Origin of the sequence: Streptomyces sp. NPDC048566 (genome assembly GCF_043199735.1) — a bacterium.
GTDB lineage: Bacteria > Actinomycetota > Actinomycetes > Streptomycetales > Streptomycetaceae > Streptomyces.
Window position 1 is genome coordinate 1 of sequence record NZ_JBICWL010000037.1, and the last position, 26,120, is coordinate 26,120.

23 protein-coding genes, 1 rRNA gene and 1 riboswitch are annotated in these 26,120 nt (G+C 71.8%); of the genes, 18 read left to right on the forward strand and 6 right to left on the reverse strand.

Annotation, left to right across the window (positions count from 1 at the left end; genetic code table 11):
• From rrf to ACGFS9_RS31070, 11 genes are all read left to right on the forward strand, one after another.
• Window positions 1–93, forward strand: a 5S ribosomal RNA gene (rrf, locus tag ACGFS9_RS31020); the annotation flags it as partial.
• Window positions 94–268: 175 nt separating this feature from the next.
• On the forward strand, window positions 269–877 hold the full coding sequence (locus tag ACGFS9_RS31025; protein WP_393257894.1) for a CDP-alcohol phosphatidyltransferase family protein: 609 nt from the start codon (window positions 269–271) through the stop codon (window positions 875–877).
• A 121-nt stretch (window positions 878–998) separates the two neighbouring features.
• Window positions 999–3,494 carry a sugar phosphate nucleotidyltransferase gene (locus ACGFS9_RS31030; protein WP_393257897.1) on the forward strand — a complete coding sequence of 832 codons (2,496 nt, stop codon included), beginning with the start codon at window positions 999–1,001 and terminating at the stop codon, window positions 3,492–3,494.
• A gap of 98 nt (window positions 3,495–3,592) precedes the next feature.
• On the forward strand, window positions 3,593–4,498 hold the full coding sequence (locus ACGFS9_RS31035; RefSeq protein WP_393257899.1) for a DUF881 domain-containing protein: 906 nt from the start codon (window positions 3,593–3,595) through the stop codon (window positions 4,496–4,498).
• Window positions 4,495–4,827, forward strand: a complete 333-nt coding sequence (locus ACGFS9_RS31040) for a small basic family protein (protein ID WP_003988855.1) — start codon at window positions 4,495–4,497, stop codon at window positions 4,825–4,827. Before ACGFS9_RS31035 ends, ACGFS9_RS31040 begins: the two co-directional genes overlap by 4 nt.
• Window positions 4,828–4,832: 5 nt before the next feature.
• On the forward strand, window positions 4,833–5,729 hold the full coding sequence (locus ACGFS9_RS31045; RefSeq protein WP_393257902.1) for a DUF881 domain-containing protein: 897 nt from the start codon (window positions 4,833–4,835) through the stop codon (window positions 5,727–5,729).
• A 60-nt stretch (window positions 5,730–5,789) separates the two neighbouring features.
• The gene (locus ACGFS9_RS31050) at window positions 5,790–6,749 is read left to right on the forward strand and encodes an FHA domain-containing protein (RefSeq protein ID WP_393257904.1); all 960 of its coding nucleotides are present in this window, start codon (window positions 5,790–5,792) and stop codon (window positions 6,747–6,749) included.
• A gap of 42 nt (window positions 6,750–6,791) precedes the next feature.
• Window positions 6,792–7,544 (forward strand): MerR family transcriptional regulator, encoded by a 753-nt coding sequence (locus ACGFS9_RS31055; RefSeq protein WP_393257907.1) that lies wholly within the window; start codon window positions 6,792–6,794, stop codon window positions 7,542–7,544.
• A gap of 86 nt (window positions 7,545–7,630) precedes the next feature.
• Entirely contained in the window at window positions 7,631–8,104 is a 474-nt protein-coding gene (locus ACGFS9_RS31060) for a bifunctional nuclease family protein (protein ID WP_006123076.1), read from the forward strand.
• Window positions 8,105–8,320: 216 nt separating this feature from the next.
• Entirely contained in the window at window positions 8,321–8,956 is a 636-nt protein-coding gene (locus ACGFS9_RS31065; RefSeq protein WP_393257910.1) for a MerR family transcriptional regulator, read from the forward strand.
• A 76-nt stretch (window positions 8,957–9,032) separates the two neighbouring features.
• Entirely contained in the window at window positions 9,033–10,613 is a 1,581-nt protein-coding gene (locus ACGFS9_RS31070) for a DNA polymerase IV (RefSeq protein ID WP_393257913.1), read from the forward strand.
• On the opposite strand, the gene ACGFS9_RS31075 is transcribed toward ACGFS9_RS31070, so the two are convergent.
• The gene (locus ACGFS9_RS31075) at window positions 10,535–10,906 is read right to left on the reverse strand and encodes a PRC-barrel domain-containing protein (protein WP_393257916.1); all 372 of its coding nucleotides are present in this window, start codon (window positions 10,904–10,906) and stop codon (window positions 10,535–10,537) included. The two genes, ACGFS9_RS31070 and ACGFS9_RS31075, sit on opposite strands and share 79 nt — an antisense overlap.
• Window positions 10,907–11,035: 129 nt before the next feature.
• Window positions 11,036–11,131, forward strand: a riboswitch (glycine riboswitch).
• A 177-nt stretch (window positions 11,132–11,308) separates the two neighbouring features.
• On the opposite strand from ACGFS9_RS31075, the gene gcvP reads away from it, so the two are divergent.
• A complete protein-coding gene (gene gcvP / locus ACGFS9_RS31080) occupies window positions 11,309–14,194 on the forward strand; it encodes an aminomethyl-transferring glycine dehydrogenase (protein WP_393257919.1) in 2,886 nt (961 codons plus the stop codon).
• Window positions 14,195–14,311: 117 nt separating this feature from the next.
• Here gcvP and ACGFS9_RS31085 read toward each other — a convergent pair whose 3' ends face one another.
• The gene (locus tag ACGFS9_RS31085) at window positions 14,312–14,518 is read right to left on the reverse strand and encodes a DUF5999 family protein (RefSeq protein ID WP_393257922.1); all 207 of its coding nucleotides are present in this window, start codon (window positions 14,516–14,518) and stop codon (window positions 14,312–14,314) included.
• Between the two features lie 367 nt (window positions 14,519–14,885).
• Entirely contained in the window at window positions 14,886–15,488 is a 603-nt protein-coding gene (locus ACGFS9_RS31090; RefSeq protein WP_393257925.1) for a hypothetical protein, read from the reverse strand.
• Window positions 15,489–16,032: 544 nt separating this feature from the next.
• On the opposite strand from ACGFS9_RS31090, the gene ACGFS9_RS31095 reads away from it, so the two are divergent.
• Entirely contained in the window at window positions 16,033–17,550 is a 1,518-nt protein-coding gene (locus tag ACGFS9_RS31095; protein WP_393257927.1) for a glutamate--cysteine ligase, read from the forward strand.
• A 134-nt stretch (window positions 17,551–17,684) separates the two neighbouring features.
• Here ACGFS9_RS31095 and ACGFS9_RS31100 read toward each other — a convergent pair whose 3' ends face one another.
• Complete coding sequence (locus ACGFS9_RS31100; RefSeq protein ID WP_393257930.1) at window positions 17,685–19,457, reverse strand: substrate-binding domain-containing protein; 1,773 nt, start codon at window positions 19,455–19,457, stop codon at window positions 17,685–17,687.
• Window positions 19,458–19,641: 184 nt separating this feature from the next.
• On the opposite strand from ACGFS9_RS31100, the gene ACGFS9_RS31105 reads away from it, so the two are divergent.
• The gene (locus ACGFS9_RS31105) at window positions 19,642–20,442 is read left to right on the forward strand and encodes a CPBP family intramembrane glutamic endopeptidase (protein WP_393257932.1); all 801 of its coding nucleotides are present in this window, start codon (window positions 19,642–19,644) and stop codon (window positions 20,440–20,442) included.
• 87 nt (window positions 20,443–20,529) lie between these two features.
• Here the strand turns inward: ACGFS9_RS31105 and ACGFS9_RS31110 are convergent, their stop codons facing one another.
• Entirely contained in the window at window positions 20,530–21,339 is an 810-nt protein-coding gene (locus ACGFS9_RS31110) for a PhzF family phenazine biosynthesis protein (RefSeq protein ID WP_393257934.1), read from the reverse strand.
• 208 nt (window positions 21,340–21,547) lie between these two features.
• Here ACGFS9_RS31110 and ACGFS9_RS31115 point away from each other — a divergent pair, with 208 nt between their 5' ends.
• From ACGFS9_RS31115 to ACGFS9_RS31130, 4 genes are all read left to right on the forward strand, one after another.
• Window positions 21,548–22,207: a PadR family transcriptional regulator gene (locus tag ACGFS9_RS31115; protein WP_393257937.1), complete on the forward strand. Its 660-nt coding sequence runs from the start codon at window positions 21,548–21,550 to the stop codon at window positions 22,205–22,207.
• 320 nt (window positions 22,208–22,527) lie between these two features.
• The gene (locus ACGFS9_RS31120; RefSeq protein ID WP_393257939.1) at window positions 22,528–23,046 is read left to right on the forward strand and encodes a Clp protease N-terminal domain-containing protein; all 519 of its coding nucleotides are present in this window, start codon (window positions 22,528–22,530) and stop codon (window positions 23,044–23,046) included.
• Window positions 23,047–23,092: 46 nt separating this feature from the next.
• The gene (locus ACGFS9_RS31125) at window positions 23,093–24,100 is read left to right on the forward strand and encodes a DMT family transporter (RefSeq protein WP_393257941.1); all 1,008 of its coding nucleotides are present in this window, start codon (window positions 23,093–23,095) and stop codon (window positions 24,098–24,100) included.
• Between the two features lie 199 nt (window positions 24,101–24,299).
• Complete coding sequence (locus ACGFS9_RS31130; RefSeq protein WP_393257943.1) at window positions 24,300–25,277, forward strand: DMT family transporter; 978 nt, start codon at window positions 24,300–24,302, stop codon at window positions 25,275–25,277.
• A 124-nt stretch (window positions 25,278–25,401) separates the two neighbouring features.
• Here ACGFS9_RS31130 and ACGFS9_RS31135 read toward each other — a convergent pair whose 3' ends face one another.
• Window positions 25,402–26,088 (reverse strand): pyridoxamine 5'-phosphate oxidase family protein, encoded by a 687-nt coding sequence (locus tag ACGFS9_RS31135; RefSeq protein ID WP_393257945.1) that lies wholly within the window; start codon window positions 26,086–26,088, stop codon window positions 25,402–25,404.
• Between the last annotated feature and the right edge of the window lie 32 nt (window positions 26,089–26,120).

Sequence of the window (26,120 nt, forward strand, 5' to 3'; positions counted from 1 at the left end):
ACGCCCGGTTACATTCCGAACCCGGAAGCTAAGCCTTACAGCGCCGATGGTACTGCAGGGGGGACCCTGTGGGAGAGTAGGACGCCGCCGAACTAAATTTAGAGCTCCGGCTCTCAGGGATCTTTCCCTGAGAGCCGGAGCTTTTTTGTTTTCCGGAGGAATTCCCGGAGCGTTTTCGCCGACGCCTCCACCCCTCTGCTCGGGTACGTCGACGCTGCGGGTAAGGTCAGGGGGCATCGTCGGCTCGTTCACCACAGGAGGCCCCCGGGTGGAGGTCCAGGAGACCCGTGTCCAGACGGACCGGGTCCTCACCATCCCGAACATCCTCAGCATGGCGCGCCTCGTCGGCGTCCCCGTCTTCCTGTGGCTGATCCTCAGGCCGGAGTTCGGCGGCCCCAAGAGCGACGGGTGGGCCCTGCTCGTCCTCATGCTGAGCGGCATCAGCGACTACCTGGACGGCAAGCTCGCCCGGCGCTGGAACCAGATCAGCAGCCTCGGCCGGCTGCTGGATCCCGCGGCCGACCGGCTCTACATCCTTTCCACGCTCGTCGGTCTCACCTGGCGCGAAATCCTCCCCCTCTGGCTCACGGCCACACTCCTGGCGCGCGAACTCGTCCTGCTCGTGATGGTCGGCATCCTCCGGCGCCACGGTTATCCGCCGCCGCAGGTGAACTTCCTCGGGAAGGCGGCCACCTTCAACCTCATGTACGCCTTCCCGTTGTTGCTGCTCAGCGATGCCAGCGGTTGGATCGCGTCAGTCGGAGCCATTTTCGGATGGGCGTTCGCCGGGTGGGGTACAACCCTCTATTGGTGGGCAGGAGTCCTCTACATGGTGCAGGTCCGCCGGCTCGTCCGAGCGGACACCGTGACCGATTGAGCTCGGCCCCCCGAGGGGCGGCTTCCGGAACGCCCCGATGGCCCCCGCCCGGGAACTGCGGGACAATCAGGACGGGTGAAGTCGGCTGTACCGTCGTCTCTTAGAGGAGGACGCTTCCGACATGAAGGCCGTCGTGATGGCCGGCGGCGAAGGCACACGCCTTCGCCCGATGACCTCAAGCATGCCCAAGCCGCTCCTGCCCGTGGTGAACCGCCCGATCATGGAGCACGTGCTCAGGCTGCTCAAAAGGCATGGTCTCAACGAGACCGTCGTTACCGTGCAGTTCCTGGCCTCCCTCGTCAAGAACTACTTCGGTGACGGCGAAGAGCTCGGCATGGAGTTGACCTATGCCAATGAGGAGAAGCCACTCGGTACCGCCGGAAGCGTCAAGAACGCCGAAGAGGCGCTCAAGGACGACGCCTTCCTCGTCATTTCCGGTGACGCCCTCACCGACTTCGACCTCACCGAACTCATCAATTTCCACAAGGAGAAGGGTGCACTCGTCACCGTCTGTCTGACGCGTGTGCCCAATCCGCTCGAATTCGGCATCACCATCGTGGACGAGGAAGGCAAGGTCGAGCGCTTCCTGGAGAAGCCGACCTGGGGCCAGGTCTTCTCGGACACGGTCAACACGGGCATCTACGTCATGGAGCCCGAGGTCTTCGACTACGTCGAGGCCGACGTCTCCGTCGACTGGTCCGGCGACGTCTTCCCCCAGCTGATGAAGGAAGGCAAGCCGATCTACGGCTATGTCGCCGAGGGCTACTGGGAGGACGTCGGCACCCACGAAAGCTACGTGAAGGCCCAGGCGGACGTCCTCGAAGGCAAAGTCGACGTGGAGATCGACGGCTTCGAGATATCGCCGGGCGTGTGGGTCGCCGAGGGTGCGGACGTCCACCCCGACGCCGAACTCCGCGGGCCGCTCTACATCGGTGACTACGCCAAGGTCGAGGCGAACGCGGAACTCCGTGAGCACACGGTGATCGGCTCCAACGTCGTCGTCAAGAGCGGCGCCTTCGTCCACCGGGCCGTGGTGCACGACAACGTGTACATCGGGCAGCAGAGCAATCTGCGCGGCTGCGTCGTCGGCAAGAACACCGACATCATGCGAGCCGCGCGGATCGAGGACGGCGCCGTGATCGGCGACGAGTGCCTCGTCGGCGAAGAATCGATCATCCAGGGCAACGTCCGGGTCTATCCCTTCAAGACCATCGAGGCCGGCGCCTTCGTCAACACGTCGGTGATCTGGGAGTCCCGCAGCCAGGCGAACCTTTTCGGCGCCCGCGGTGTGTCCGGCATCCTGAATGTCGAGATCACCCCGGAACTCGCCGTACGGCTGGCCGGCGCCTATGCCACGACCCTGAAGAAGGGGTCCACCGTCACCACGGCGCGGGACCACTCCCGAGGCGCCCGCGCCCTGAAACGGGCGGTGATCTCGGCCCTGCAGGCCAGCGCCATCGACGTTCGCGACCTGGAGAACGTACCGCTGCCGGTGGCCCGCCAGCAGACGGCCCGGGGCAGTGCCGGCGGCATCATGATCCGCACGACCCCCGGAGTGCCCGACTCCGTCGACATCATGTTCTTCGACGAACAGGGCGCCGACCTCTCGCAGGCCGGGCAGCGGAAGCTGGACCGGGTGTTCTCCCGCCAGGAGTACCGCCGGGCGTTCCCCGGCGAGATCGGCGATCTGCACTTCCCCGCGAGCGTCTTCGACTCGTACACCGGGTCGCTGCTGCGCAACGTCGACACCACCGGCATCTCCGAATCCGGTCTCAAGGTCGTCGTCGACGCCTCCAACGGAAGTGCGGGCCTGGTGCTCCCCAGCCTGCTGGGCAAGCTCGGCGTCGACTCGCTGACCATCAACCCCGGTCTGGACGAGTCGCGGCCGACGGAGACCGCGGAGACGCGGCGGGCCGGACTGGTCCGGCTCGGTGAGATCGTCGCGTCGGCGCGCGCCGCGTTCGGTGTCCGGTTCGACCCGGTGGGTGAGCGTCTCTCGCTGGTCGACGAGAAGGGCCGCATCGTCGAGGACGACCGCGCCCTGCTCGTCATGCTCGACCTGGTGGCCGCGGAGCGGCGCAGCGGCCGGGTGGCACTGCCCGTCACCACGACGCGGATCGCCGAACAGGTCGCGGCGTATCACGGTACGCAGGTGGAGTGGACGACGACGTCCCCAGACGACCTGACGAGGGTCGGCCGGGAGGACGCCACCATCTTCGGAGGCGACGGTCGCGGCGGGTTCATCATTCCCGAGTTCAGCGGCGTCTTCGACGGCGCGGCCGCGTTCGTCAGGCTCATCGGCCTGGTCGCACGGACCCAGCTCACGCTCAGCCAGATCGACGCGCGGATCCCGCGGGCGCACGTCCTGAAGCGGGATCTCGCGACCCCGTGGGCGGTCAAGGGACTGGTCATGCGCCGGGTCGTGGAAGAGGCGGGAGACCGGTCCGTGGACACCACGGACGGGGTGCGTGTGGTCGAGGCCGACGGGCGCTGGGTCATGGTGCTGCCCGACCCCGCCGAAGCCGTCACGCACCTGTGGGCCGAGGGCCCGGACGACGCCTCCGCCGAGGCGCTGCTCGATGAGTGGGCGGCCGTGGTGGACAGCGCCGGCCGCTGAAACGAGCTTCACCCGTGCGTGTCGGACAAGTGCCCTCAAAGGGGCCTGTCCGGCACGCCGGTGGGGCCGTTCGGAGGTAGTACCCGCGGCGTGCGACGATGTGCGGCATGCCGCAGCAGCCCCCCGTTCGGAGCAGCGCTCCGCGCCCCCCGCGCCCGGACGCCTCCATGTCGCTGCTCACCAATGTCATGGACCACAGCCTCGACGACGGATACGCCGAGGCCGCGGCGCGCAAGCGGTCCGCGGGCGACGGCGGGCTCCCCAAGACGGTGCGGGCGAAGCTCGGTCTCGCCGCCGGCCTGGTCCTGGCCGGGCTCGTGGTCACGGTGGGAGCGGCGAACGCGCGACTGGCGGCGCCCGTCGTCGCCAAGGAGCGCCAGGAACTCATCGACCGCATCGAGCGGGAGTCGGCGTCCGCCGACAAGCTGGAGAACAACGTCGACACCCTGCGGGCCGAGGTCGACGCACGCCAGCGCGAGGCGCTGAAGACGACCGGAGACAAGCAGGCCGATTTGGTCGGCATCCTGTCGGGTGCCGTCGCCGTACACGGTCCGGGCGTGAAGCTCGTCGTGAACGACGCCAAGGAGGCCAGCACCGGGGGAGACGGCACCAACCCTCGCGAGACGTCCGGTTTCTCCGACACCGGACGCGTGCGGGACCGGGACATGCAGCGGGTGGTCAACGGGCTGTGGGAGTCGGGAGCCGAGGCGGTCTCCATCAACGGACAGCGGCTGACCGCCCTGTCGGCGATCCGCGCCGCCGGTGACGCGATACTGGTCGACAACAAGCCGCTGGTGCCGCCGTACACGGTGCTCGCGGTGGGGGACGGCAAGCGGCTCGCCACCCGCTTCCAGGACAGTGCCGACGGGCTGTATCTGCATGCCCTGGAGGAGAACTACGGCATCCGGACCGGGATTTCCGCCGAGGACGACGTCCGGTTGTCGGCCGCACCGAGTGTGATCGTACGTACAGCAGAGCCGAGAACAGAGAAGGGCACATCGTGATCGCCGTACTGGGCCTCGTCGTGGGAGTCGTGGCTGGACTGTTGGTCCGTCCCGAGGTTCCGGCGGTGGTGGAGCCGTACCTCCCGATCGCCGTGGTGGCGGCGCTCGACGCCGTGTTCGGCGGGTTGCGGGCGATGCTGGACGGCATCTTCGACGACAAGGTGTTCGTGGTCTCGTTCCTGTCGAACGTGGTCGTCGCCGCGCTGATCGTCTTCCTCGGCGACAAGCTGGGCGTGGGCGCCCAGTTGTCCACGGGTGTGGTGGTCGTGCTCGGCATCCGCATCTTCTCCAACGCCGCCGCCATCCGGCGGCACGTCTTCCGGGCGTGAGGCCGATGAGCAACGGTGACGAGACCCCGGGGACGCCCGAGACCTCCGGGACGCCCGACACGCCGGCAGCCCCCGCAGCGCCCGGCAACCCCCTGCGCAGGGAACTGCCGGAAGAGGTGCCCGCCGCGTCCGCGCAGGCTCCCGGAGCGGAGTCGGCGCAGGCGAGCGCCAGGCCGTCGTCGGCGGGCCGGCGGCGACTGGTCGAGGGGCTGTGGCCGCCGCGCGTGTCGCGCGCCCAACTGATCGTCGCCGTGCTGCTGTTCGGACTCGGCTTCGGTCTGGCCGTCCAGGTGGCGTCGAACAGCGACGGGGACAGCGCGCTGCGCGGCGCACGCCAGGAGGATCTCGTACGCATCCTCGATGAACTCGACAACCGCACGCAGCGTCTGGAAGACGAGAAGCAGGGTCTGGAGGACCAGCGGACCGAGCTGGAGAACAGCTCGGACCAGGCCGAGGAGGCCCGCCGGCAGACGGTCGAGAAGGAGAAGCAGCTCGGCATCCTCGCGGGCACCGTGGCCGCCCAGGGGCCCGGCATCACGCTGTCGATCGACGACACGAAGGGGACGGTCGAGGCGGACATGCTGCTCGACGCGATCCAGGAGCTGCGCGCCGCCGGTGCGGAGGCGATCCAGGTGAACGGCGTGCGTGTGGTCGCCGGGACCTACCTGGCCGACTCCGGGAGCGGGGTGAAGGTCGACGGGAACAAGATCGCCCAGCCGTATCGTTTCAAGGTCATCGGCAAGCCGCAGGATCTGGAGCCGGCGCTGAACATTCCGGGAGGCGTGGTGCAGACGCTGGAGAAGGAGCAGGCCACGGTCGCGGTGGAGCGGTCGACGAAGATCGTCGTGGACGCCTTGCGACCGGCGGAGCGGCCTGACTACGCTCGGTCGTCCTCCCCGTGAGGTGGGGCGCATGAGGTCGGCCGGGCGAGGGCATGAGGTTGCGGGGGGTCGACGCACCGAATGGGTGGTGCGTGGTGGAAACTGTCTGGTGGATACGGACGTTGTGAGGATGTCCGGGTCGACCGGTGTGTTCAATCAGTGTTCGTCCTGCCCCACGGGCGGGTCTGTTTCGGTCAAGGGGAATCGCCCGTGAAGTTGTTTGCGAAGTTGTTCGGCAAGAGCACGCGAGAGGGCAGCGGTGACAACGCGACCGCCCGTCACCGTGCACCGCGCCAGGCGGAGGGTGCGGACGCCCAGAGCGGCGACCGCCCGCTGTTCCGGGACCAGGTCGGCGATGCCGGTGGTCAGGGCGCGTCGTCTGTTGACCCTGCCCAGTCCGGCCGCATAGGTTTCGGGGAACCGTCAGCCTCAAGCTCGGGTGGAGGGTTCGCCTCCGACCCGTATGCGTCCCAAGCCCCCGGTGGGCAGCCGCGGCAGGAGGATCCGTCCATGTCGGCGCTGGTGTGTACGAGGTGCGGGAACCGGAACGCGGAGAACAGCCGGTTCTGCTCCAACTGCGGAGCTCCGCTGCGAGGTGGCGCCGAGCGCCCCTCCGAGACGACGTCGACGATCTCGATCTCCGGTATCGAGGCCTACGACGCCGAGGTGACGGGGCAGACGCCGTCCCCGACGCTGTCGCCCGAGGCGCAGGCGGCGGTCGACGCGCTGCCGCTGGGCTCGGCCCTCCTGGTGGTGCGCCGCGGTCCGAACTCGGGCAGTCGCTTCCTGCTGGACAGCGACCTGACCACGGCCGGGCGTCATCCGCAGAGCGACATCTTCCTCGACGACGTGACCGTGTCGCGCCGTCATGTGGAGTTCCGGCGCGGGACGGACGGGTCGTTCACCGTCGCGGACGTCGGCAGCCTCAACGGTACGTACGTCAACCGGGAGCGCATCGACCAGGTCGCGCTCTCGAACGGTGACGAGGTGCAGATCGGCAAGTACCGGCTGGTGTTCTACGCGAGCCAGCTGGGCGTCTGACCCTCCCCCAACTCCGTCCGGGGGGACACCGAGGGAATGTCCATGCTTCAAACACCGAGCGGCGGTGCCGGCAGCGGCACCGCCGCGGACAGCGGTCTGATGAGCATCGGCGCGGTGCTGAGCGTGCTCCGCGACGAGTTTCCCGAAGTAACCATCTCCAAGATCAGATTTCTGGAGTCGGAGGGGCTCGTCGAGCCGCGGCGGACCCCTTCCGGGTATCGCAAGTTCAGCGCCGGTGACGTCGAGCGCCTCGGGCACGTCCTGAGGATGCAGCGTGACCACTACCTCCCGCTCAAGGTGATCCGCGAGCACCTGGACGCCCTGGAGCGCGGTGAGCGGGTCCGTCTGCCCGCCGTGGGCCGTCCCCGCGGCTCGGGGGAGGAGGCGCCCTCCGCGGAGCTCTACGGAGAGCCACAGGAGCCCACCGCGGCCCGGGTCGGCCGTGCGGAACTGCTGGCCGCCGCCGAGATCGGTGAGCAGCAGCTCGCGGAGTGGGAGTCCTACGGCCTGATCGGGCCCCTGCCGGACGGCGTGTACGACGCCGAGGCGGTGACCGTGGCCGCCCTCGTCGTCGAGCTGGGGCGCTTCGGGATCGAACCGCGCCACCTCAGGGCGATGAAGGCGGCGGCCGAGCGCGACGCCGGCCTCGTGGACCAGGTGGTGGCTCCGCTGCGGCGGCATCGCAATCCGCAGACGCGGGCGCACGCGGAGGCCCGTACGAAGGAGCTGGCGGGGCTCACGGTGAAGCTGCACGCGGCGCTCGTGCAGACCGCGCTGGGCGTACGACTTCCCTGATCGGGGGCGCCCGCGGGGGTGGCGGATCGGGCACCCGTTCTGTGCCCGACTACCCAAACGTCCCGGGCACGGCCTAGGGTTGCTGTGTGAACGAGCTCGATGTCGTAGGTGTCCGGGTGGAAATGCCCTCCAACCAACCGATCGTGCTTCTGCGTGAAGTGGGAGGCGACCGCTACCTCCCCATCTGGATCGGGCCGGGGGAGGCGACGGCGATCGCCTTCGCCCAGCAGGGCATGGCCCCCGCTCGACCGCTGACCCACGACCTGTTCAAGGACGTGCTGGAGGCGGTCGGCCAGGAGCTCACGGAAGTGCGGATCACCGACCTCCGCGAGGGCGTCTTCTACGCCGAGCTCGTGTTCGCCAGCGGGGTCGAGGTCAGCGCGCGTCCCTCCGACGCCATAGCGCTCGCCCTGCGCACCGGCACGCCGATCTACGGCAGCGACGGCGTCCTGGACGACGCCGGGATCGCGATTCCGGACGAGCAGGAGGACGAGGTGGAGAAGTTCCGCGAGTTCCTCGACCAGATCTCGCCCGAGGACTTCGGGACCAACAGCCAGTGACGCCGTGAGCCCCGCGCGTTCCCGGCGGCATTTGCCCGCGGCGCGTGGGGTGTGGCGCGGCCCGCGCCGAGCGCATTCGGCTAGCCTTTCCCCGCGGTAGGACACGACAAACCACTCGTTGGGTGATTATCACCCGGCGTGCCGAGTGTGGCGATCGTTGACGCGCCCCTGGTGACTGCCTACCGTCGAGAAGGCAGGTCAAGGACGGAGGTCGGCGTGAGAAGCAGCGGCGACGGTACGGCTGGGGGTGCTCCCGGACGCGGTCTGGGGGAGAGCGGCCCGTACCCGCTTCATGGCAGCGCGGCCGATCACGCTCCGCGTCGGCCGGCGGCAGTGTCCGACGAGGGAGGGGCCGTTCCCGACGAGGTCGGATACCGGGGCCCCACGGCGTGCGCCGCGGCGGGCATCACCTACCGGCAACTCGACTACTGGGCGCGCACCGGCCTGGTCGAGCCCAGCGTGCGGCCCGCCTACGGGTCGGGGACCCAGCGGCTCTACAGCTTCCGCGACGTGGTGGTCCTGAAGATCGTCAAGCGCTTCCTGGACACCGGGGTCTCCCTCCAGAACATCCGCACCACGGTCCAGCACCTCAGAGAGCGCGGTTTCCAGGACCTCGAACGCATGACGCTCATGAGCGACGGCGCGACGGTCTACGAGTGCACCTCGCCCGACGAGGTCCACGCGCTGCTCCAGGGCGGCCAGGGCGTGTTCGGCATCGCCGTGGGGGTGGTCTGGCGGGATGTGGAGAGCGCCCTGTCGCAGCTCCACGGAGAGCGCGTGGACACCGGCGAGACCCTCCTCGCCCACCATCCCGCGGACGAGCTGGCCCGCAGGCGCAACCGCGCCGTGTGAGCGCGCTCCCCGTACCGGCATCCCGCCCCCGGCGTCGCCGGGGGCGTTGTCAGTGGCATGGGGCAGCATCGGACACGTGAGAAGCGCCCCGACGATCCTGCATCTCGACATGGACGCCTTCTTCGCCTCGGCGGAGCAGGCGTCCAAGCCGAGCCTGCGCGGGAAGGCCGTCGTCGTGGGCGGGCTGGGACCGCGCGGGGTCGTCGCCACGGCCTCCTACGAGGCGCGGGTGTACGGGGTGCATTCGGCGATGCCGATGGCGCAGGCGCGACGCCGGGCGCCGAACGCCGCGTATCTGGTGCCGCGCTTCGCTCTCTACCGGGAGATCAGCGAGCAGGTGATGGGTCTGCTGCGGGCCCTGTCGCCGCTGGTGGAGCCGCTGAGCCTCGACGAGGCGTTCGTGGACCTGGAGGCCGGTGGGGCGGCCCGGGACGCGCACTCGGCGCGCGAGGCCGGGGTACGGCTGAGGGCCGACATCCGCGCCGTCACGGGGCTCACCGGGTCGGTGGGGCTCGCCGGGTCGAAGATGCTGGCCAAGATCGCCTCGGAGCAGGCGAAGCCGGACGGCCTGGTGCTGATCGAGCCGGGCACCGAACGGGAGCTGCTGGGGCCGATGTCCGTGCGGACCCTGCCGGGGGTCGGGCCCGCGACCGGCGACCATCTGCGCCGCGCCGGGATCACCACCGTCGGGGAGATCGCCGAGGCCGGCGAGGACGAGCTGGTGCGGCTGCTGGGGAGGGCCCACGGGCACGCGCTGTTCGCGATGGCGCTGGCGCACGACGACCGGCCCGTGGTGTCCGAGCGGGAGACGAAGTCGGTGTCCGTCGAGGACACCTACGACGTGGACATCCACGATCGGGTCCGGGTGGGCCTGGAGGTGCAGCGGCTGGCCGACCGCTGTGTGGGGCGGCTGCGCGGGGCCGGGCTCTCGGGCCGCACCATCGTGCTGAAGGTGCGCCGGTTCGACTTCTCCACGCTGACCCGGTCCGAGACGCTGCGCGGCCCCACGGACGACCCCGGGGTCGTCCGGGAGGCCGCCGCGCGGCTGCTGGACGGTGTGGACACGACCGGAGGTGTGCGGCTGCTCGGCGTCGGGGTCTCCGGGCTCGCCGACTACACGCAGGAGGACCTGTTCGCCCAGGCCCACGCGCGGCAGATCCACGCCGAGGCCGCGGCCGAGGCCCCGGCGGCGGTGGAGCCGGCGGGAGGACCGCCGGTCGAGGGGCAGGCGGACGCCGGCCCGGCGGGCGGGAGGGAGCCGTCGGCCGAGCGGCGCTGGCCCGCGGGGCACGACGTCCGGCACGCCGAGTTCGGGCACGGATGGGTGCAGGGGAGCGGCCTGGGCCGGGTCACGGTCCGCTTCGAGACGCCGTACTCGGAGCCCGGCCGGGTCCGGACCTTCCGGACGGACGACTCGCGGCTGGAACCGGCCGATCCCCTCCCGCTGGTCCGGCCGGGGCGGTCGCCCGTGTCCGGAGACCACGGGCGGGCGGCCGGGGAGGTCGCCGAGGGGACGGCGGGAACCGGCGCTCCCGGCCGCGGTCCGGTGGCCCCGGCGCCGCTCCCGGAGTGCGGCCGTCAGGCGTCCTCGGAGCCCGCGAGCCGGCCGAAGTCGCGGTCCGGCGGCGGGGGAGGGGAGGCGACGTCGAGCCCGTAGTGGTGGTAGAGCTGGAGTTCCTGCTCGGGCGAGAGGTGCCGGCCCACGCCGAAGTCGGGGGCGTCCTTGATGAGCGCGCGGTCGAAGGGGATCCGCAGGGTTCCCTCGACGATCTCGCTGGGTTCCAGGGGCACGAACGCGTCCCTGCTGAACAGCCCGGTGCGTATGGCCGCCCACTCCGGGACCCCGGTCGCGTCGTCGAGATAGACCTCGTCGATGGTGCCGATCTTGGTGCCCTTGCGGTCGAACGCCTTGCGGCCGATCAGGTTGCGCGGATCGATGTCGGTCTGCACGGTCCCTCCTCGTGGTCGCAAACTCATCCGTAAGCACTACATCCGTAAGCACTACAAAAGAGCACATTCGGATGGGCGGCCACTCGAAAGCAGGCGTCTTGTCCCCGCTGGTAGGCTGGCGATGGCCGCTGATCCCGTGCGGGAGAGTCCTCCGGACGCCACCGGAGGCGCCGAAGGAGCAAATCCTCCCCGGAATCTCTCAGGCTCACGTACCGCACGGACGAGGTCACTCTGGAAAGCAGGGCGGGCGCCACGGGCTTCCGCTCTCACCGACGGTGAAAGCCGGGACGTCAGCGCACGGACCGGTGAAGCTCTCAGGTTGAGATGACAGAGGGGGAGGCCGTCGGGGTACCCGTGCCGGGGTACCCCTCGAAGGTCGCGTCAGACCAGGAGGCCTCCGCAATGACCGCCCCCCGCATTCCGCTCTCCGAGCTCGAACAGGGCATCCCCTTCGAGCAGCGCCACATCGGGCCCGACTCCGAAGCCCGGGCCAAGATGCTCGCGCAGGTCGGCTACGGCTCCCTCGACGAGCTGACGGCCGCCGCGGTGCCCGACGTGATCAAGAACGTCGACGCGCTGGACCTGCCGGCCGCCCGGACCGAGGCCGAGGTGCTCGACGAGCTGCGCTCGCTCGCGGACCGCAACCAGGTACTCGGGTCGATGATCGGCCTCGGCTACTACGGCACGTTCACCCCGCCGGTGATCCTGCGCAACGTCATGGAGAACCCGGCCTGGTACACGGCCTACACCCCCTACCAGCCGGAGATCTCGCAGGGCCGTCTGGAAGCCCTGCTGAACTTCCAGACCGTCGTCGCCGAACTCACCGGACTGCCCACCTCGGGCGCCTCGCTGCTCGACGAGGGCACCGCCGCCGCCGAGGCGATGGCGCTGTCCCGCCGCATGGGCAAGAACAAGAAGGGCCTCTTCCTGGTCGACGCGGACGCGCTGCCGCAGACCATCGCCGTCATCCAAACCCGGGCCGAGCCGACCGGCGTCGAGGTCGTCGTCGCCGACCTCGGCGACGGCATCCCGGCCGACCTCGCCGACCGGGAGATCAACGGCGTACTCGTCCAGTACCCCGGCGCCTCCGGTGCCGTACGCGACATCAAGCCGCTCGTCGAGCAGGCGCACGCGCTGGGGGCGGTCGTCACCGTCGCGGCCGACCTGCTGGCCCTCACGCTGCTGACCTCCCCCGGCGAACTGGACGCCGACATCGCCGTCGGCACCACGCAGCGCTTCGGCGTCCCGATGGGCTTCGGCGGGCCGCACGCCGGCTACATGGCGGTGCGCGAGAAGTTCGCCCGCAGCCTGCCCGGCCGGCTGGTCGGCGTGTCCGTGGACGCCGACGGACACAAGGCCTACCGCCTCGCCCTCCAGACCCGCGAGCAGCACATCCGCCGCGAGAAGGCGACCAGCAACATCTGCACCGCGCAGGTGCTGCTCGCCGTGATGGCCGGCATGTACGCCGTCTACCACGGCCCCGACGGTCTGCGGACCATCGCGCGGCGCACCCACCGCTACGCCACGGTCCTGGCCGCCGGGCTCACCGCCGGCGGTGTCGAGGTCGTGCACGGCGCGTACTTCGACACCCTCACCGTGCGGGTGCCGGGCCGCGCCGCCGCGGTCGTGGAGGCCGCCCGCGGCCTCGGCGTCAACCTCCACGGCGTCGACGACGACCACGTGTCGATCTCCTGCGACGAGACGACCACGCGCGGGCAGCTGGCCGCCGTGTGGACCGCGTTCGGCGTCGACGGCGACGTCGAGGCGCTGGACGCGAGCGCCGAGGACACCCTGCCGGCGGCGCTGCTGCGCGGGGACGACTACCTCGCCCACCCGGTGTTCCACCAGTACCGCTCCGAGACCGCGATGCTGCGCTACCTGCGCCGGCTCTCCGACCGCGACTACGCGCTCGACCGCGGCATGATCCCGCTGGGCTCCTGCACGATGAAGCTCAACGCGACCACGGAGATGGAGCCGGTCACCTGGCCGGAGTTCGGGCAGCTGCACCCCTTCGCGCCCGCCGAGCAGGCCCAGGGCTACCTCTCGCTCATCCATCAGCTGGAGGACCAGCTCGCCGAGGTCACCGGCTACGACAAGGTGTCGCTCCAGCCCAACGCGGGCTCGCAGGGCGAGCTGGCCGGTCTGCTGGCCGTCCGCGGCTACCACCGCGCCAACGGCGACGACCAGCGCACGATCTGTCTCATCCCGTCCTCCGCGCACGGCACCAACGCGGCGAGCGCCGTGATGGCCGGCATGAAGGTGGTCGTGGTGAAGACGGCCGACGACGGCGAGATCGACGTCGAGGACCTGAGGGCCAGGATCGAGCAGTACCGCGACGAGCTGTCGGTGCTGATGATCACCTACCCCTCGACCCACGGTGTGTTCGAGGAGCACGTCGCCGACATCTGCGCCCGGGTGCACGAGGCCGGCGGCCAGGTCTACGTCGACGGCGCCAACCTGAACGCCCTGGTGGGCCTCGCCAAGCCGGGCCACTTCGGCGGCGACGTCTCGCACCTGAACCTGCACAAGACGTTCTGCATCCCGCACGGTGGCGGCGGTCCGGGTGTGGGACCGGTCGGAGTGCGCGCCCACCTCGCGCCGTACCTGCCGAACCACCCGCTCCAGCCCGAGGCGGGCCCGGAGACCGGTGTCGGTCCGGTCTCCGCCGCGCCCTGGGGATCGGCGGGCATCCTGCCCATCTCCTGGTCCTACGTCCGGCTGATGGGCGGCGAGGGCCTCAAGCGGGCCACGCAGGTGGCCGTGCTGTCCGCCAACTACGTCGCCCGCCGCCTGGAGCCCCACTACCCGGTGCTCTACACGGGCCCCGGGGATCTGGTGGCGCACGAGTGCATCATCGACCTGCGCCCGCTGAGCAAGGCGACCGGGGTCAGCGTGGACGACATCGCCAAGCGGCTGATCGACTACGGGTTCCACGCGCCGACGATGTCGTTCCCGGTGGCCGGGACGCTGATGATCGAGCCGACCGAGTCCGAGGACCTCGGTGAACTCGACCGGTTCTGCGACGCGATGATCGCGATTCGCGCGGAGATCGAGAAGGTCGGTTCCGGTGAGTGGACCGCCGACGACAACCCGCTGCGCGGAGCGCCGCACACGGCCGCCGCGCTGAGCGGGGACTGGGAGCACGCCTACAGCCGGGAGGAGGCCGTCTTCCCGGCCGGGGTCTCGGCGGCCGACAAGTACTGGCCGCCGGTCCGCCGCATCGACCAGGCCTACGGCGACCGCAACCTCGTCTGCTCCTGCCCCCCGCTGGACGCCTACGAGGACTGATCACCGCCGTGTACGCGGGCGCCTGCGGACGGTGACACCCCGCGGGCAGGCGTCGGGGCCGGTACGGAGCGCAAGGCTCCGCACCGGCCCCTGATGCGTCCTGCCGGGTGTGCCGGCTCAGGCGGCCGTCATCACCGTGGCGCTGCCCAGCGGGCGGTGCGGGGCGATGATCCGGCCGTCCGGCAGGAGCTCACCGGTGTCCTCGAAGAGCAGAACGCCGTTGCACAGCAGGCTCCATCCCTGCTCGGGGTGGTGCGCCACGAGACGGGCGGACTCCCGGTCGGCGGACGCGGCTGACGGGCACGGCGGCTGGTGCTGGCACATGGAAGGGATCTTTCGCTGGGTCGAGAGGTCTGCGATGGCTGTGGTGTCTGTTCCGCGGCTCGGTGCACTCATGGCCGCTCCCCCGTTGATGTGTGGTCTGGAACCCAGTGTTGCCCTACGGGCGTCGATCCGCAGGGATTTGACGGCACCGCTTCTCACAGGTTCATGACGCATCACCCGAGCGGACGGTTCAGCCCAACTGGGCCGTCCCTTCGGGTGGTTCGCGGTGGCCGGATAGGGCTAGTCCGGTCGGGTCCGCGGGACGTTCCGCCTCGTACGAGCGTGGTGCCGCCCCGATGAGCGATCGGCCGCCGGGCAGCGGTGTGCCCCGCGACCGGCGGGCGGTCGCGGGGCACGGGGCGTGGTGTCAGGCGGGTGAGCCGAGCAGGGGGCCGGGGGTGACGGGTGCGACGGGGGTGACCCGGTGGGTGATCACCGGGAGGAGTTCGGCGACACGGTGCGGGCAGTGCGCGGCGATGCCGGGGGGCGCGGGGGCCAGCGGCACGAGGAGGTCGGCGGACGCGGGATGGCCGTCGGCGCCGTCGGCGGCGGTGTCCCCGTGCAGCCAGAGGGCGAGCATGTACAGCTCCGGAATCGACAGCAGGCGGGCCTGGTAGGGCTGCTGTAGGGTCTCCGCCTGCCCCAGAGCGTGTTCCGTGGCGGCGATGTAGGGCCCCTCGAAGAAGCGTGAGAAGGCCCAGCCGTCGGCGGTGAGCATGGTGTCGGCCGCGGCCACCGAACGTCCCTGGCTGCGCAGCAGGAACCGCCAGCCGGCGAGCCGGGTGGCGGAGGCGCCGGCAGGAGTGATGCGGTCCAGGACGTGGACCGGCAGGGGGACCTCGGGGGTGATCGGTCCCTGGGCCAGGCGCAGGGAGGGGGTACGGGCTTCACGGACGGCGGTGGGGGAACCGAGTGCCGTGAGGACGGTGCGCAGGGCGGGCGCGGGAGCCGGGGGTACGTGCAGCGGCATGGTGGGTCGCCTCTCATTCGACAGGCACGGTGGCGCGAGGGCGGGGGCGGACGGCGCTGTCAGCTCTCGGGTCAGAGGGGCGTGGGTCTCGATCCGCCGACAGGAATGCCGCCTGTCGTCGTCACGGTGACGACAGGACCTCGACCGCGAGCGCGAACTCTCTGCCTCGGTAGCGGAGTTTATACGACACGTGTTCATGCGATGTTTCGGCTAGTCGTCGCGCATATGAAGAGCAAGGCACTATTCGGTCGCGAAAAAGCGCGCTTCGTCCCGGTTCCGCGCCGCCGTCCCACGGAGTGACCTCGTATTGTTCGCGCTCAGCGGTCGGCCGATACTCGTCGGCGTTTTTCACGAGATCATGCGGGCGGTAAACTTGCTCATTGCCGCATGCCTCGTGAATGTGCCCGGGGAATCCGGTCCCAGGGTAGCGGCCGAAGGGCCGGCGCGGGACGTTATGGATCGCGTTGCCGGGGCATCATCCTCCGTACCCGGGACGCCGACGCCGCCGGAGCGCCGGTCGGCCCAGCCGAGGAGGGACATCGCGATGGGGGAGAAGGTCGTGGCGGGGTCGTTCGACCTGAGCGACCGACAGCGCCACCGGGACAAGCTCCGGCAGTGTCTGACGGTGCTGGAGAGGCTGCTGAAGGAGAAGCGGTTCGATCGGCCGAAGAACCTGATGGGTCTGGAGATCGAACTGAATCTCGCCGGGCCCGACGGCCTGCCGAGAATGATGAATGCGGAAGTGCTTCAGCGGATTGCCAGCCGTGATTTCCAAACAGAACTCGCCATGTTCAACCTGGAAGTCAACATCGCCCCGCACCGGCTGGGCGGCCGGGTATTCGACCGGCTCGCCGAGGAGCTCCGCACCTCCCTCGCGTACGCGCACAGAAAGGCGAGCGAGGTCGACGCGGGCATCGTGATGATAGGAATCCTGCCGACACTCGGCCAGGACGACCTGGTCTCCGCGAACCTGTCGGCCGTCGACCGGTACGCACTGCTCAACGACCAGATCGTGGCCGCGCGCGGCGAGGACTTCCCGCTCGACATCGACGGTGTCGAGCGCCTGGTGTGCCGCTCCGGCTCCATCGCGCCCGAGGCCGCCTGCACCTCCGTTCAACTGCATCTCCAGGTCACCCCGGGGCGGTTCGCCGACGTGTGGAACGCGGCGCAGGTGGTCGCCGCCCCGCAGGTGGCGGTCGGCGCGAACTCCCCCTTCCTGTTCGGGCACGAGTTGTGGCGCGAGTCGCGGCCCCCGCTCTTCCAGCAGTCCACCGACACCCGCCCGCCCGAACTCCAGGCGCAAGGGGTGCGGCCCCGCACCTGGTTCGGCGAACGCTGGGTCACCTCGGCGTACGACCTCTTCGAGGAGAACCTGCGGTTCTTCCCGCCGCTGCTGCCCATCTGCGACGACGAGGACCCGGCCGCGGTCCTGAACGCCGGCGGTGTGCCCCGGCTCGCCGAACTCGTCCTGCACAACGGCACCGTGTACCGGTGGAACCGGCCCGTGTACGACATCGCCGACGGCGTTCCGCACCTCCGGGTCGAGAACCGGGTCCTGCCCGCCGGTCCGACCGTCACCGACGTCGTGGCCAACGCCGCCTTCTACTACGGGCTGGTGCGCGCGCTCGCGGAGGAGTCCCGGCCCGTGTGGACGCGGATGCCCTTCGAGGCCGCCGCCGCCAACTTCGACGCGGCCTGCAAGCACGGCATCGAGGCCCGCCTGATGTGGCCGCGGCGCGGCCGGCACGGGGGCACCACCGAGGTGGACGCCGTGACACTGGTCCGCGACGAACTCCTCCCGCTGGCCTCCGCCGGCCTGGACGCGTGGGGTATCGAACCGGCCGATCGCGACCTGTACCTCGGTGTGATCGAGGACCGGTGCCGCCTGCGCATGAACGGCGCGGCCTGGCAGGCGGCCACCTTCCACCGCGCCCTGGAGAAGGGCCTGGGGCGGGACGCCGCGCTGGCCGCGACGACCCGGCGCTACGGCGAACTCATGCACCTCGGCGACCCGGTGCACACCTGGCCGGTCGGGCTCCTGGAACCCGTCCCGCTGGGATGAGCCGGCCCGGCGACCGGCCACGGCCCGGGCGGCCGGTCACGGCGGCTGGTGACCGGGCCCCGAGGGCCGCGCCGTGACCGGTCGCCGGGCCGGGGCCGGGCCGGGGCCGCGGAACCGCCCGCGGGTCGGTCCGGTCAGTCCGGAGTGCCCGAACCGGCCGCCATGATCGCCCTGAGCATCACCGCGTGGATCTGCGCCGGGTCGGTCACCTGCTGTCCGGAGCCGCCGGTCGCCCTCGCGATCCGGTCGAGTTCCCTGCGGTCGGCGTCGGGGCCCACCGCGATCGCTATCAGCGGCACCGGACGCTCCGGGTCGGCCAGCTTCCGCAGCGCGGCGAGGAGTTCGGAGCGCGAGATGCTGCCCGGGTCCTCGTTGGCGCCGTCGGTCAGGACGACGAGGGCGTTGAACCTGCCCTTCGCGTACGAGGCGACGGCCGCCTTGTACGCGGCCAGGGTGGTGTCGTACAGACCCGTCGCCCCGCCCGCCACGGGCTTGAGGGACCCGAACGCGGCGGACAGCCTCTCGCGCTGCGTGCCGCCGCCCTGAGCGGTGCCCAGCCGCGCGGTCGGCACCAGTACCCGGTAGTCCCGGTCGCCGTCGAGCTTCGTGGCGAACGTCCACACACCGATCTCGTCCTCGGGTGTGAACGTGGCGAGAGCCTGGAGCAGCGACGACTTCGTGACGTCCATACGGGTCTGGCCGGTGTCGCCCACCTGCTCGCCCATCGACGCCGAGGCGTCGACGACCGTGGTGATCCGGGCGCTCTGCACCGTGATCGTCCACATGCCCAGGGCTTCCTGCACGGCCGCCGCCGACTCGGGTCCGGTCGCGGTGCGGGTGTACGGCTGCGGGGAGCGCCCGCCGGCCGCGCGGACCAGGGCGGCGGACGGCCGCTGCGCTTCGGTGCGGAAGCCGTACCGGCGCAGGATGCTCTGCGGCGCCGGCTCGCCGAGCAGGGTCATGAACCGCAGGGCGGCCCGGCTCTGGTCGGTCGTCAGAGCGGACTCGTCGACGAGTGTGTAGGGGTAGTCGAGCAGCGGCGTGCCGTCCGCGGGGTAGAACAGGTCGAGGGCGCCCGGCCCGCCCCCGACCGCCGCGTTGTGGGCGAACGCCGCCTGTTCGGAGAGGACCAGCGCCTGGTTCCGCCTCGGATTGCCCTGTTCGGCTCCGGACGCGTCCCGGGGCAGGGTGTCGAGGAGCTCCGCGTCGCTGTCCGAGACGCGCTGCGAGAGGGACTTGGCCAGGGCCGCGGCCCGGACGCCGCCGTCCTCGGTCCGGGACGCGGCGGCGCTGATCCGGGTCAGGGCGAGCAGGGCGGTGGCGCTTCGCGCCGGGTCGGCGGCGCCGAGTCTGCGGGTGTCGTCCTGTGTCTCCTCGCCGGCCAGTTGCGTCCACGAGTAGGTCTTCCCCGGCCATCCCAGGGCCTTCGCCGCGGCCGGGACCATCGCGACGCCGACCGGGGTGGAGGCGACGTTGCCGGCGCCGGCGACCCGCGTCGCGGTGGCGGACGCGGCGACCCGCTGCACCCACAGTCCGGAATCCGGGACCCACACCTGCGTGCCGCCGGGCCTGCCGGCCCGCAGCGCGTCGGCCACCTCGTACGCGTCGCGAGCGCTCACCCGGACGTCGAGACAGCGGCCGTCCGAGGTGATGCCCCGGTCGCGGGCGTACGTGGCCGCGGCCGTCAGGGCGGGCGTGATGTCCGGCGACGCGGTCACCGCGAGGCGCACGGCGTCCTCCCGGCAGGAGTGACCGAGGGAGAGCATCCCGTCCCGGCCGGCGACGGCCGTGCCGCCGGCGCCGGTCAGGACGAGCACGGCCGCGACGGCCACCGTGCGGCGGCGCGCGCGGGCCCGGGGGTCGGCGGCGCCCGCCCGGGGCCTGTCGGGCAAGCTGTGACGTCCCATGACGGTGTGGTCCCTCCCAGGTGAGCCTGAGCCGTGGGACAACCGCAGAACAGGCGAAGGGGAAGGACACCCCGTACGGCGCCCGACCCCCGACGGCCTGTCGCGCACGATCTTCGTAACTTCTTTCGAGACCCTAGCGGGGCGAAGATGGGGATGAGGCGGGATTACTCAAGTGGAGGCGGGTGTGCAGGTGGAGGCGGGGTCGGTGGCCGGTTCTTTTCCCCAGGAGGGGCTGACGCGACGAATCCTCCGGGACGAGACGGTGCTCGTCCTGGCGTTGTCGCTCGGTGCGAGCGGAGTGTCCGCCCTGATCAGCTTTGTCGGGTCGGTCACCAAACCGGGGGGTCTGAAGGACCAGGCGGCCACCCTCAACGCATCGGCGGCGCCGGGCCGTCCGTGGCTCGATCTGGCCTGGCAGCTCTTCGGTATCGCGTCGGCTCTGGTGCCGGTCGCGCTCGTGGCGCACCTGCTGATGCGCGAGGGCCGGGGCATGCGGCTGATCGGCTTCGACCGCACGCGTCCCTGGCCGGACCTCGGGCGCGGTACCGCGGTCGCCGCGGTCGTCGGCAGCACGGGCATCGCCTTCTACCTGGCCGCCCGCGCGTTCGGCGCCAACCTGACCGTGGTGCCCGAGGCGCTGCCCGACGTCTGGTGGAAGTTCCCGGTGCTGATCCTCTCCGCGGTGCAGAACGCGGTGCTGGAGGAGGTCGTCGTGGTCGGCTACCTGCTGCGCCGGCTCGGGCAGTTGGGCTGGACGCCGGGTGCCGCGCTGGTCGCGAGCGCGGTGCTGCGCGGCTCGTACCACCTCTACCAGGGCATCGGCGGATTCGTCGGCAACATGGCGATGGGCGTCCTCTTCGTCTACCTGTACCGCCAGTGGGGCCGGGTCGGCCCGCTCGTGGTGGCGCACTCGCTGCTCGACATCGGTGCCTTCGTGGGATACGCGCTGCTCGCGGGCCGGGTGGGGTGGCTCCCGACGGCGTGACCCGACGGAAGCGCGGCGCGCCGGGCCCACGACGACAGGGCACTCCGGCGCGCGGCGACATTCCCCCTGCCGCCCCGCGCCGTCCCGTTACGCCAGCAGTTCGCCGTCGACGACCGTGACCGCGTGGCCGGTGAGTGTCGTCCGCTCCCCGCGCAGTTCGGTGCGCACCCGTCCGGAGCGGGGTGAGGCCTGCCATCCGGTGAGGGCCGGCCTGCCGAGGCGCTCGGACCAGAACGGTGCGAGGGCGGTGTGGGCGCTGCCGGTGACCGGGTCCTCGTCGATACCGACGTTGGGGAAGAAGCACCGGGACACGAAGTCGTACCCGCGTGCGGGGTCGCTTGCCCGGGCGGTGGCGATGACGCCGCGTTCCGAGTGGCGGGCGAGCGCCCGGTGGTCCGGGGCCAGGCCCAGGACCGCGCGCTCGTCGGCGAGTTCGACGAGCAGGTCGCCGAGGTTCGGGCCGGTGTCGAAGGCGGCCAGCGGAACGGCTCCGAGGGCCTCGGCGACACCTTCGGGGACGGCGACCTCGGTGAGCGGCGCGGTCGGGAAGTCGAGGGCGACACCACCGTCCTCGCCCGGTGTGGCGATGAGGACGCCACTGCGCGTGGCGAACCGGACCGGCCCCCGGTGCGCGCCGGTGGTGTGCAGGACGTGGGCGGCGGCCAGCGTGGCGTGCCCGCACAGGGCGACCTCGGTGGTCGGGGTGAACCAGCGCAGCGCCCAGTCGGCCTCGCCGCCCTCGGGGAGCGGGTGGGCGAACGCGGTCTCCGCGTGGTTGACCTCCCTGGCGACGTTCCGGAGCCAGGTGTCCTCGGGGAAGGAGTCGAGGAGGACGACCCCGGCGGGGTTGCCGGCGAAGGGCCGGTCGGTGAAGGCGTCGACGATACGTATCCGCATGGTCCGAACCTAGAGCCTCCGCGCGACCGGGGCCGAGGCGAGCCCGTCCCGGACCCCGCGGACGGTCCATGCCCGACCGGCACGGGCGGGCGATCGACACCCATGGGCGCAGGTCATCCGCCCCGTCCGCGACGGCCTTGTCGCGCGAGCGTTTCCGATATATCGTTGAAGCATCGCGATCGATCAACGATGGAATGGAGTGATGGCGATGCGTTCCCGTGGAGAAGACTTCGGATACGAGCATGAGCACGGACACGGACACGGGCGCCACGGAGGGCCCGGCCGTCGCGGACGGGGCGGCTTCGAGGGGCGGCGCGGGGCTTTCGGGCCGTTCGGCCCGGGGGGCCCTGGTGGTCCCGGCTTCGGCGGCCCGGGTTTCGGTCCCGGGCCGTGGGGCGGGCGCGGTGGCCGCGGTGGTCCGCGGGGGCGGGCGCGCCGCGGTGACGTGCGCGCCTCGATCCTCGCCCTGCTCAAGGACCGGCCGATGCACGGCTACGAGATGATCCAGGAGATCGCCGAACGCAGCGGCGGGGCGTGGAAGCCCAGCCCCGGTTCGGTGTACCCCACCCTCCAGATGCTGGAGGACGAGGGCCTCATCGCCAGTGAGGCCGAGGGCGGCAAGAAGCTGTTCTCGCTCACCGAGCCGGGCGCCGCGGCGGCCGAGGAGGGGCCGGACGCGCCCTGGGAGGAGGCCGGGCGAGGGGTCGACTGGGAGACGCTGCACGAGATCCGGCAGGCCGGATTCGGTCTCATGGAGGCCTTCGGCCAGGTCTGGAAGACGGGCAGCAAGGACCAGCGCGACAAGGCGCTCAAGGTCGTCAACGAAGCCCGCAAGAAGCTGTACCTGATCCTCGCCGACGAGGGCTGAGGGCATGCCGTGGTACCTGCCGGCGCCCCGCGGAAGCGTTTCCTCGGGGCGCCTGTCCGCATACGGGGTGGCGCCGGCGTCGCGGACGGCGGCGGCAGCCGCCACGGCCCCACGGACCGGTGGACTGCCGGGCCGCCGGGCACGGACGTCCGCCGAGGGTCTCGGGGGAGCGGGCAAGACGGCGCGCTGAGTGCGCCGCGGATCGGCGTGAAGTCATCCGCAAGGAGGAGGTCCCGCGCGGCCGTGCCCACCCTGTGTCGGACGGCAGGATGCTGCCTGCCGGGGATGTTCCGGCGCGCGCGGGCTGATGAGGTGAGGGTGTGTCCTCCCGTATCCCCCGGCAGTCCGCCGAGAGTGGCCTGACTCCCCCCGACAACGATGCCGGTCTCGGCGCGGAACTCTCTGCGGTGGTCGCGGGTGCGCGAAGACGGGCACTGCGGGACGGCGACCGGCAGATCGACACCGCCCACCTGCTGCACTCGCTGCTGGAGTCGGACGCCGAGGTGCGCGGCCTGTTCGACGAGGAAGGACGACTGGCCCGGCTCCTCGGCTACCTGGTGCAGCGCAGCATCGGCTACGGGCTGCGCTGGCAGGGCACCGTGGAGGATTCCGGCGCGGTCGCGGTGGCCGCCGACCCGGGCTGGTCGCCCGCGGCGGCGGGCGCCATGGAGCGGGCGCGCCGGGACGCGGACGTGCGCGGCGGCGGACCCGCCCGCGGCCTCGACCTGTTCGCCCAACTCGTCGCGGACCCCCGGTCCCGAGCCGTCGAGGTCCTCGCGCACGCCGGGGTCGGCGTCCCGGGGGCGCCGGGCCGGGCACGGGCGGAGTCCAGCCGTTGAGACAGGTGCCATCGAGGGTGACGGTCATGTCATCGCCTGTCATCATGTGGCCGTGCATACGTCTCAGGGGAGCCAGGGCGGCGGCAAGGGGTTCGGCCTCGGCCTCGCCCTCGTGTCGGCGGTCGCCTTCGGCGGATCGGGTGTCGCGGCCAAGCCGCTGATCGAGGCGGGGCTGGACCCGCTGCACGTGGTGTGGCTCCGGGTCGCGGGCGCCGCGCTCGCCATGCTGCCGCTGGCCGTCCGGCACCGCGCCCTGCTGAAGCGGCGGCCGGCCCTGCTCGTCGGATTCGGACTGCTCGCCGTGGCGGGCGTCCAGGCCTGCTACTTCGCCGCCATCTCCCGGATTCCCGTGGGCGTCGCCCTGCTCGTCGAGTACCTGGCCCCCGCGCTCGTCCTCGGCTGGGTGCGGTTCGTGCAGCGCAGGCCCGTCACCCGCGCCGCCGCCGTCGGCGTCGTCCTCGCCGCCGGCGGACTCGCGTGCGTCGTCGAGGTCTGGTCGGGACTGCGCTTCGACCTCGTGGGACTCCTGCTCGCCCTCGGCGCCGCCTGCTGCCAGGTCGGCTACTTCGTCCTCTCCGACCAGGGCAGCGACGCCGGGGCGCAGGCGCCGGACCCCTTGGGCGTCATCGCGTACGGACTGCTCGTCGGCACCGGCGTCCTGACCGCCGTCGCCCGCCCGTGGACCATGGACTGGTCCGTCCTCGGCGGCCGGGCGGACCTGGACGGGACCTCCGTCCCCGCCGCGCTGCTCCTCGGCTGGATCGTGCTGATCGCCACGGTCGCCGCCTACGTCACCGGCGTGCTGTCGGTCCGCAGGCTCTCCCCGCAGGTCGCCGGAGTGGTGGCCTGCCTCGAAGCCGTCGTCGCCACCGTGCTCGCCTGGGTGCTGCTCGGCGAGCACCTCTCGGGACCGCAGATCATCGGCGGCGCGATCGTCCTGGTCGGCGCGTTCATCGCCCAGTCGTCCACACCGGCCAAGCCCTCCGACGGGCCGGTGGCCGGTTCGGGCGGCGACCCCGAAAGGGAGTTGTCGGCCCGCGGAACGGCCGTCTAGCCAGCTAGTGTGCGGATCGTGCCAGTGACGCTCGTACTTCCGCCTCCGGCCGCCTGAGGCGGGCATCCCCGACCGGCCCGGCCCCGCGCCGGGCGGCACGGCGCTGCCCGCAGAAGCAGTCCGAGGACCTTCCCGTACGCCCGCCGTCCCGGCGCGGGCGACGACGTGGTCCCTTCCCCACCTTCCGCGGAGAGAACACGTGTCGAACACGCACACCGCCTCCGGCCTGCCCGTCGGGCGTGGCCTGCTCTACCTGATCGCCGCCGGTGCCGCCTGGGGCACCGCGGGCGCCGCCGCGTCGCTGGTCTACCGGGCCGGCGAGATGGGACCGGTCGCCCTCTCCTTCTGGCGCTGCGCGGGCGGTCTCGCCCTGCTGCTCGCCGCACGTGCCCGGACGCGGCGCCGCCCCGACCACCGGGAGGTGCGGACGCCGCTCGGCACCAGGGCCCTGCGGACGGGTCTCACGGGGCTCGGGCTCGCGGTCTTCCAGACGGCCTACTTCGCCGCCGTCGGGGCCACGGGGCTCGCCGTGGCGACCGTCGTCACCCTGGGCGCCGGCCCCGTGCTCATCGCACTCGGCGCCCGGTTGGCGCTCGGCGAGCGGCTCGGGCGCGGCGGCGCCGCCGCCGTCCTCGGCGCGCTCGCCGGGCTCGGGGTGCTGGTCCTCGGTGACGCGGGCGCGGCCGTGCGCCCCTCGGGTGTGGCGCTCGCCCTGCTGTCCGCGGCCGGCTACTCGGCGATGACGCTGCTTACCCGCCGCTGGGGGCGCGAGGGCGGGGCCGGCGGAGCCGGCACGACCGTGGGGGCCTTCGCCGTCACCGCCGTCTGCCTGCTGCCTTTCGCGTGCGCCGAGGGGCTGGCGCCCGGCTCGGCCCATCCCGTCGAGGTCCTGGCCCTGCTGGCCTATATCGCGGCCGTGCCCACGGCGCTCGCGTACGCCCTGTTCTTCGCGGGCGCCGCCGTGGTCCGTTCCGCGACCGTGTCCGTGATCATGCTGCTGGAACCCGTGAGTGCCGCGGTGCTCGCCGTCGGGGTGCTCGGCGAACGGCTCACCGCGTCCACCGTCGCGGGCACGCTGCTCCTGCTGTGCTCGGTCGGCGGCCTCGCGGTGGCCGAGGCGCGTGCCGCGGGCGCCGGACGGGCCGCGGCGGCGGAACGGGACGCGGCGCTCGTGTGAGAGCGGGGCGTGCGGTGCCGGGGGAGGGTCGGCGGAGGCGGGCACCCCGTTCCCCGGCCGCCGCGCCGTCCGCGTCACCGCCCCCGCCGGGTGCTCCCGGCCGGGGACCCTCGCGGTGAGGCGGTCAGGAGGTCAGATAGGCGGGCAGGCCGATGCCGGGCGCCAGGTCGTCCGCCGGGACCGGGGTGCCGTGTCCCCTGGTCACGGGGATCACACCGGTCCAGTACGGGAGGCCGAGGTCCTCGGCGTCGTCGTTCGGACCGCCGGTGCGCAGCTTGGCCGAGACCTCGTTCAGGTCGAGGCTGATCACGGCGGTGGCGGCGAGTTCCTTGGCGTTGGCGGGGCGGGAGTCGGCCGAGCGGCCCGCGACGACCTGGTCGACCAGCGCGTCGAGCGCCACCCGCTTCTCGTCGGGGTCCGTCACCTGGTGCGCGATGCCGTGCACCACCACCGAGCGGTAGTTCATCGAGTGGTGGAAGGCCGACCGGGCGAGGACGAGTCCGTCGACGTGCGTCACGGTGAGGCACACCGCGAGGCCGGGGTCGGCCTGTCCCGCCATCCGCAGCGGACGCGACCCGGTCGAGCCGTGCACGTAGAGCCGCTCGCCGGCCCGCGCGTACAGGGTCGGCAGCACGACCGGCGCACCGTCGCGGACGAAGCCGAGGTGGCAGACGTAGCCCTCGTCGAGTATCGAGTGCACCAGCGCGGTGTCGTACGCGGCACGCTCCCGGGAGCGGGTGGGGACGGTGCGGTCGGTCGGAGCGTAGGCGGCGGGCCGCGGTGTCCTCGGCTGGGTGGTCGTCTCCGGCATTGCGGCCTCCATTGCACTAGTGCATAATCATG

What these genes read in the sequence shown, in the direction of transcription:
- ACGFS9_RS31115 (WP_393257937.1), top strand. Translation starts at nt 21,548, where the DNA reads ATGCGTTCCCGTGGAGAAGACTTCGGATACGAGCATGAGCACGGACAC.
- ACGFS9_RS31030 (WP_393257897.1), top strand. Translation starts at nt 999, where the DNA reads ATGAAGGCCGTCGTGATGGCCGGCGGCGAAGGCACACGCCTTCGCCCG.
- ACGFS9_RS31085 (WP_393257922.1), bottom strand. Translation starts at nt 14,518, where the DNA reads ATGTGCCAGCACCAGCCGCCGTGCCCGTCAGCCGCGTCCGCCGACCGG.
- ACGFS9_RS31095 (WP_393257927.1), top strand. Translation starts at nt 16,033, where the DNA reads ATGGGGGAGAAGGTCGTGGCGGGGTCGTTCGACCTGAGCGACCGACAG.
- ACGFS9_RS31035 (WP_393257899.1), top strand. Translation starts at nt 3,593, where the DNA reads ATGTGCGGCATGCCGCAGCAGCCCCCCGTTCGGAGCAGCGCTCCGCGC.
- ACGFS9_RS31090 (WP_393257925.1), bottom strand. Translation starts at nt 15,488, where the DNA reads ATGCCGCTGCACGTACCCCCGGCTCCCGCGCCCGCCCTGCGCACCGTC.
- ACGFS9_RS31135 (WP_393257945.1), bottom strand. Translation starts at nt 26,088, where the DNA reads ATGCCGGAGACGACCACCCAGCCGAGGACACCGCGGCCCGCCGCCTAC.
- ACGFS9_RS31110 (WP_393257934.1), bottom strand. Translation starts at nt 21,339, where the DNA reads ATGCGGATACGTATCGTCGACGCCTTCACCGACCGGCCCTTCGCCGGC.
- ACGFS9_RS31045 (WP_393257902.1), top strand. Translation starts at nt 4,833, where the DNA reads ATGAGCAACGGTGACGAGACCCCGGGGACGCCCGAGACCTCCGGGACG.
- ACGFS9_RS31050 (WP_393257904.1), top strand. Translation starts at nt 5,790, where the DNA reads ATGGGTGGTGCGTGGTGGAAACTGTCTGGTGGATACGGACGTTGTGAG.
- ACGFS9_RS31055 (WP_393257907.1), top strand. Translation starts at nt 6,792, where the DNA reads ATGCTTCAAACACCGAGCGGCGGTGCCGGCAGCGGCACCGCCGCGGAC.
- gcvP (WP_393257919.1), top strand. Translation starts at nt 11,309, where the DNA reads ATGACCGCCCCCCGCATTCCGCTCTCCGAGCTCGAACAGGGCATCCCC.
- ACGFS9_RS31100 (WP_393257930.1), bottom strand. Translation starts at nt 19,457, where the DNA reads ATGGGACGTCACAGCTTGCCCGACAGGCCCCGGGCGGGCGCCGCCGAC.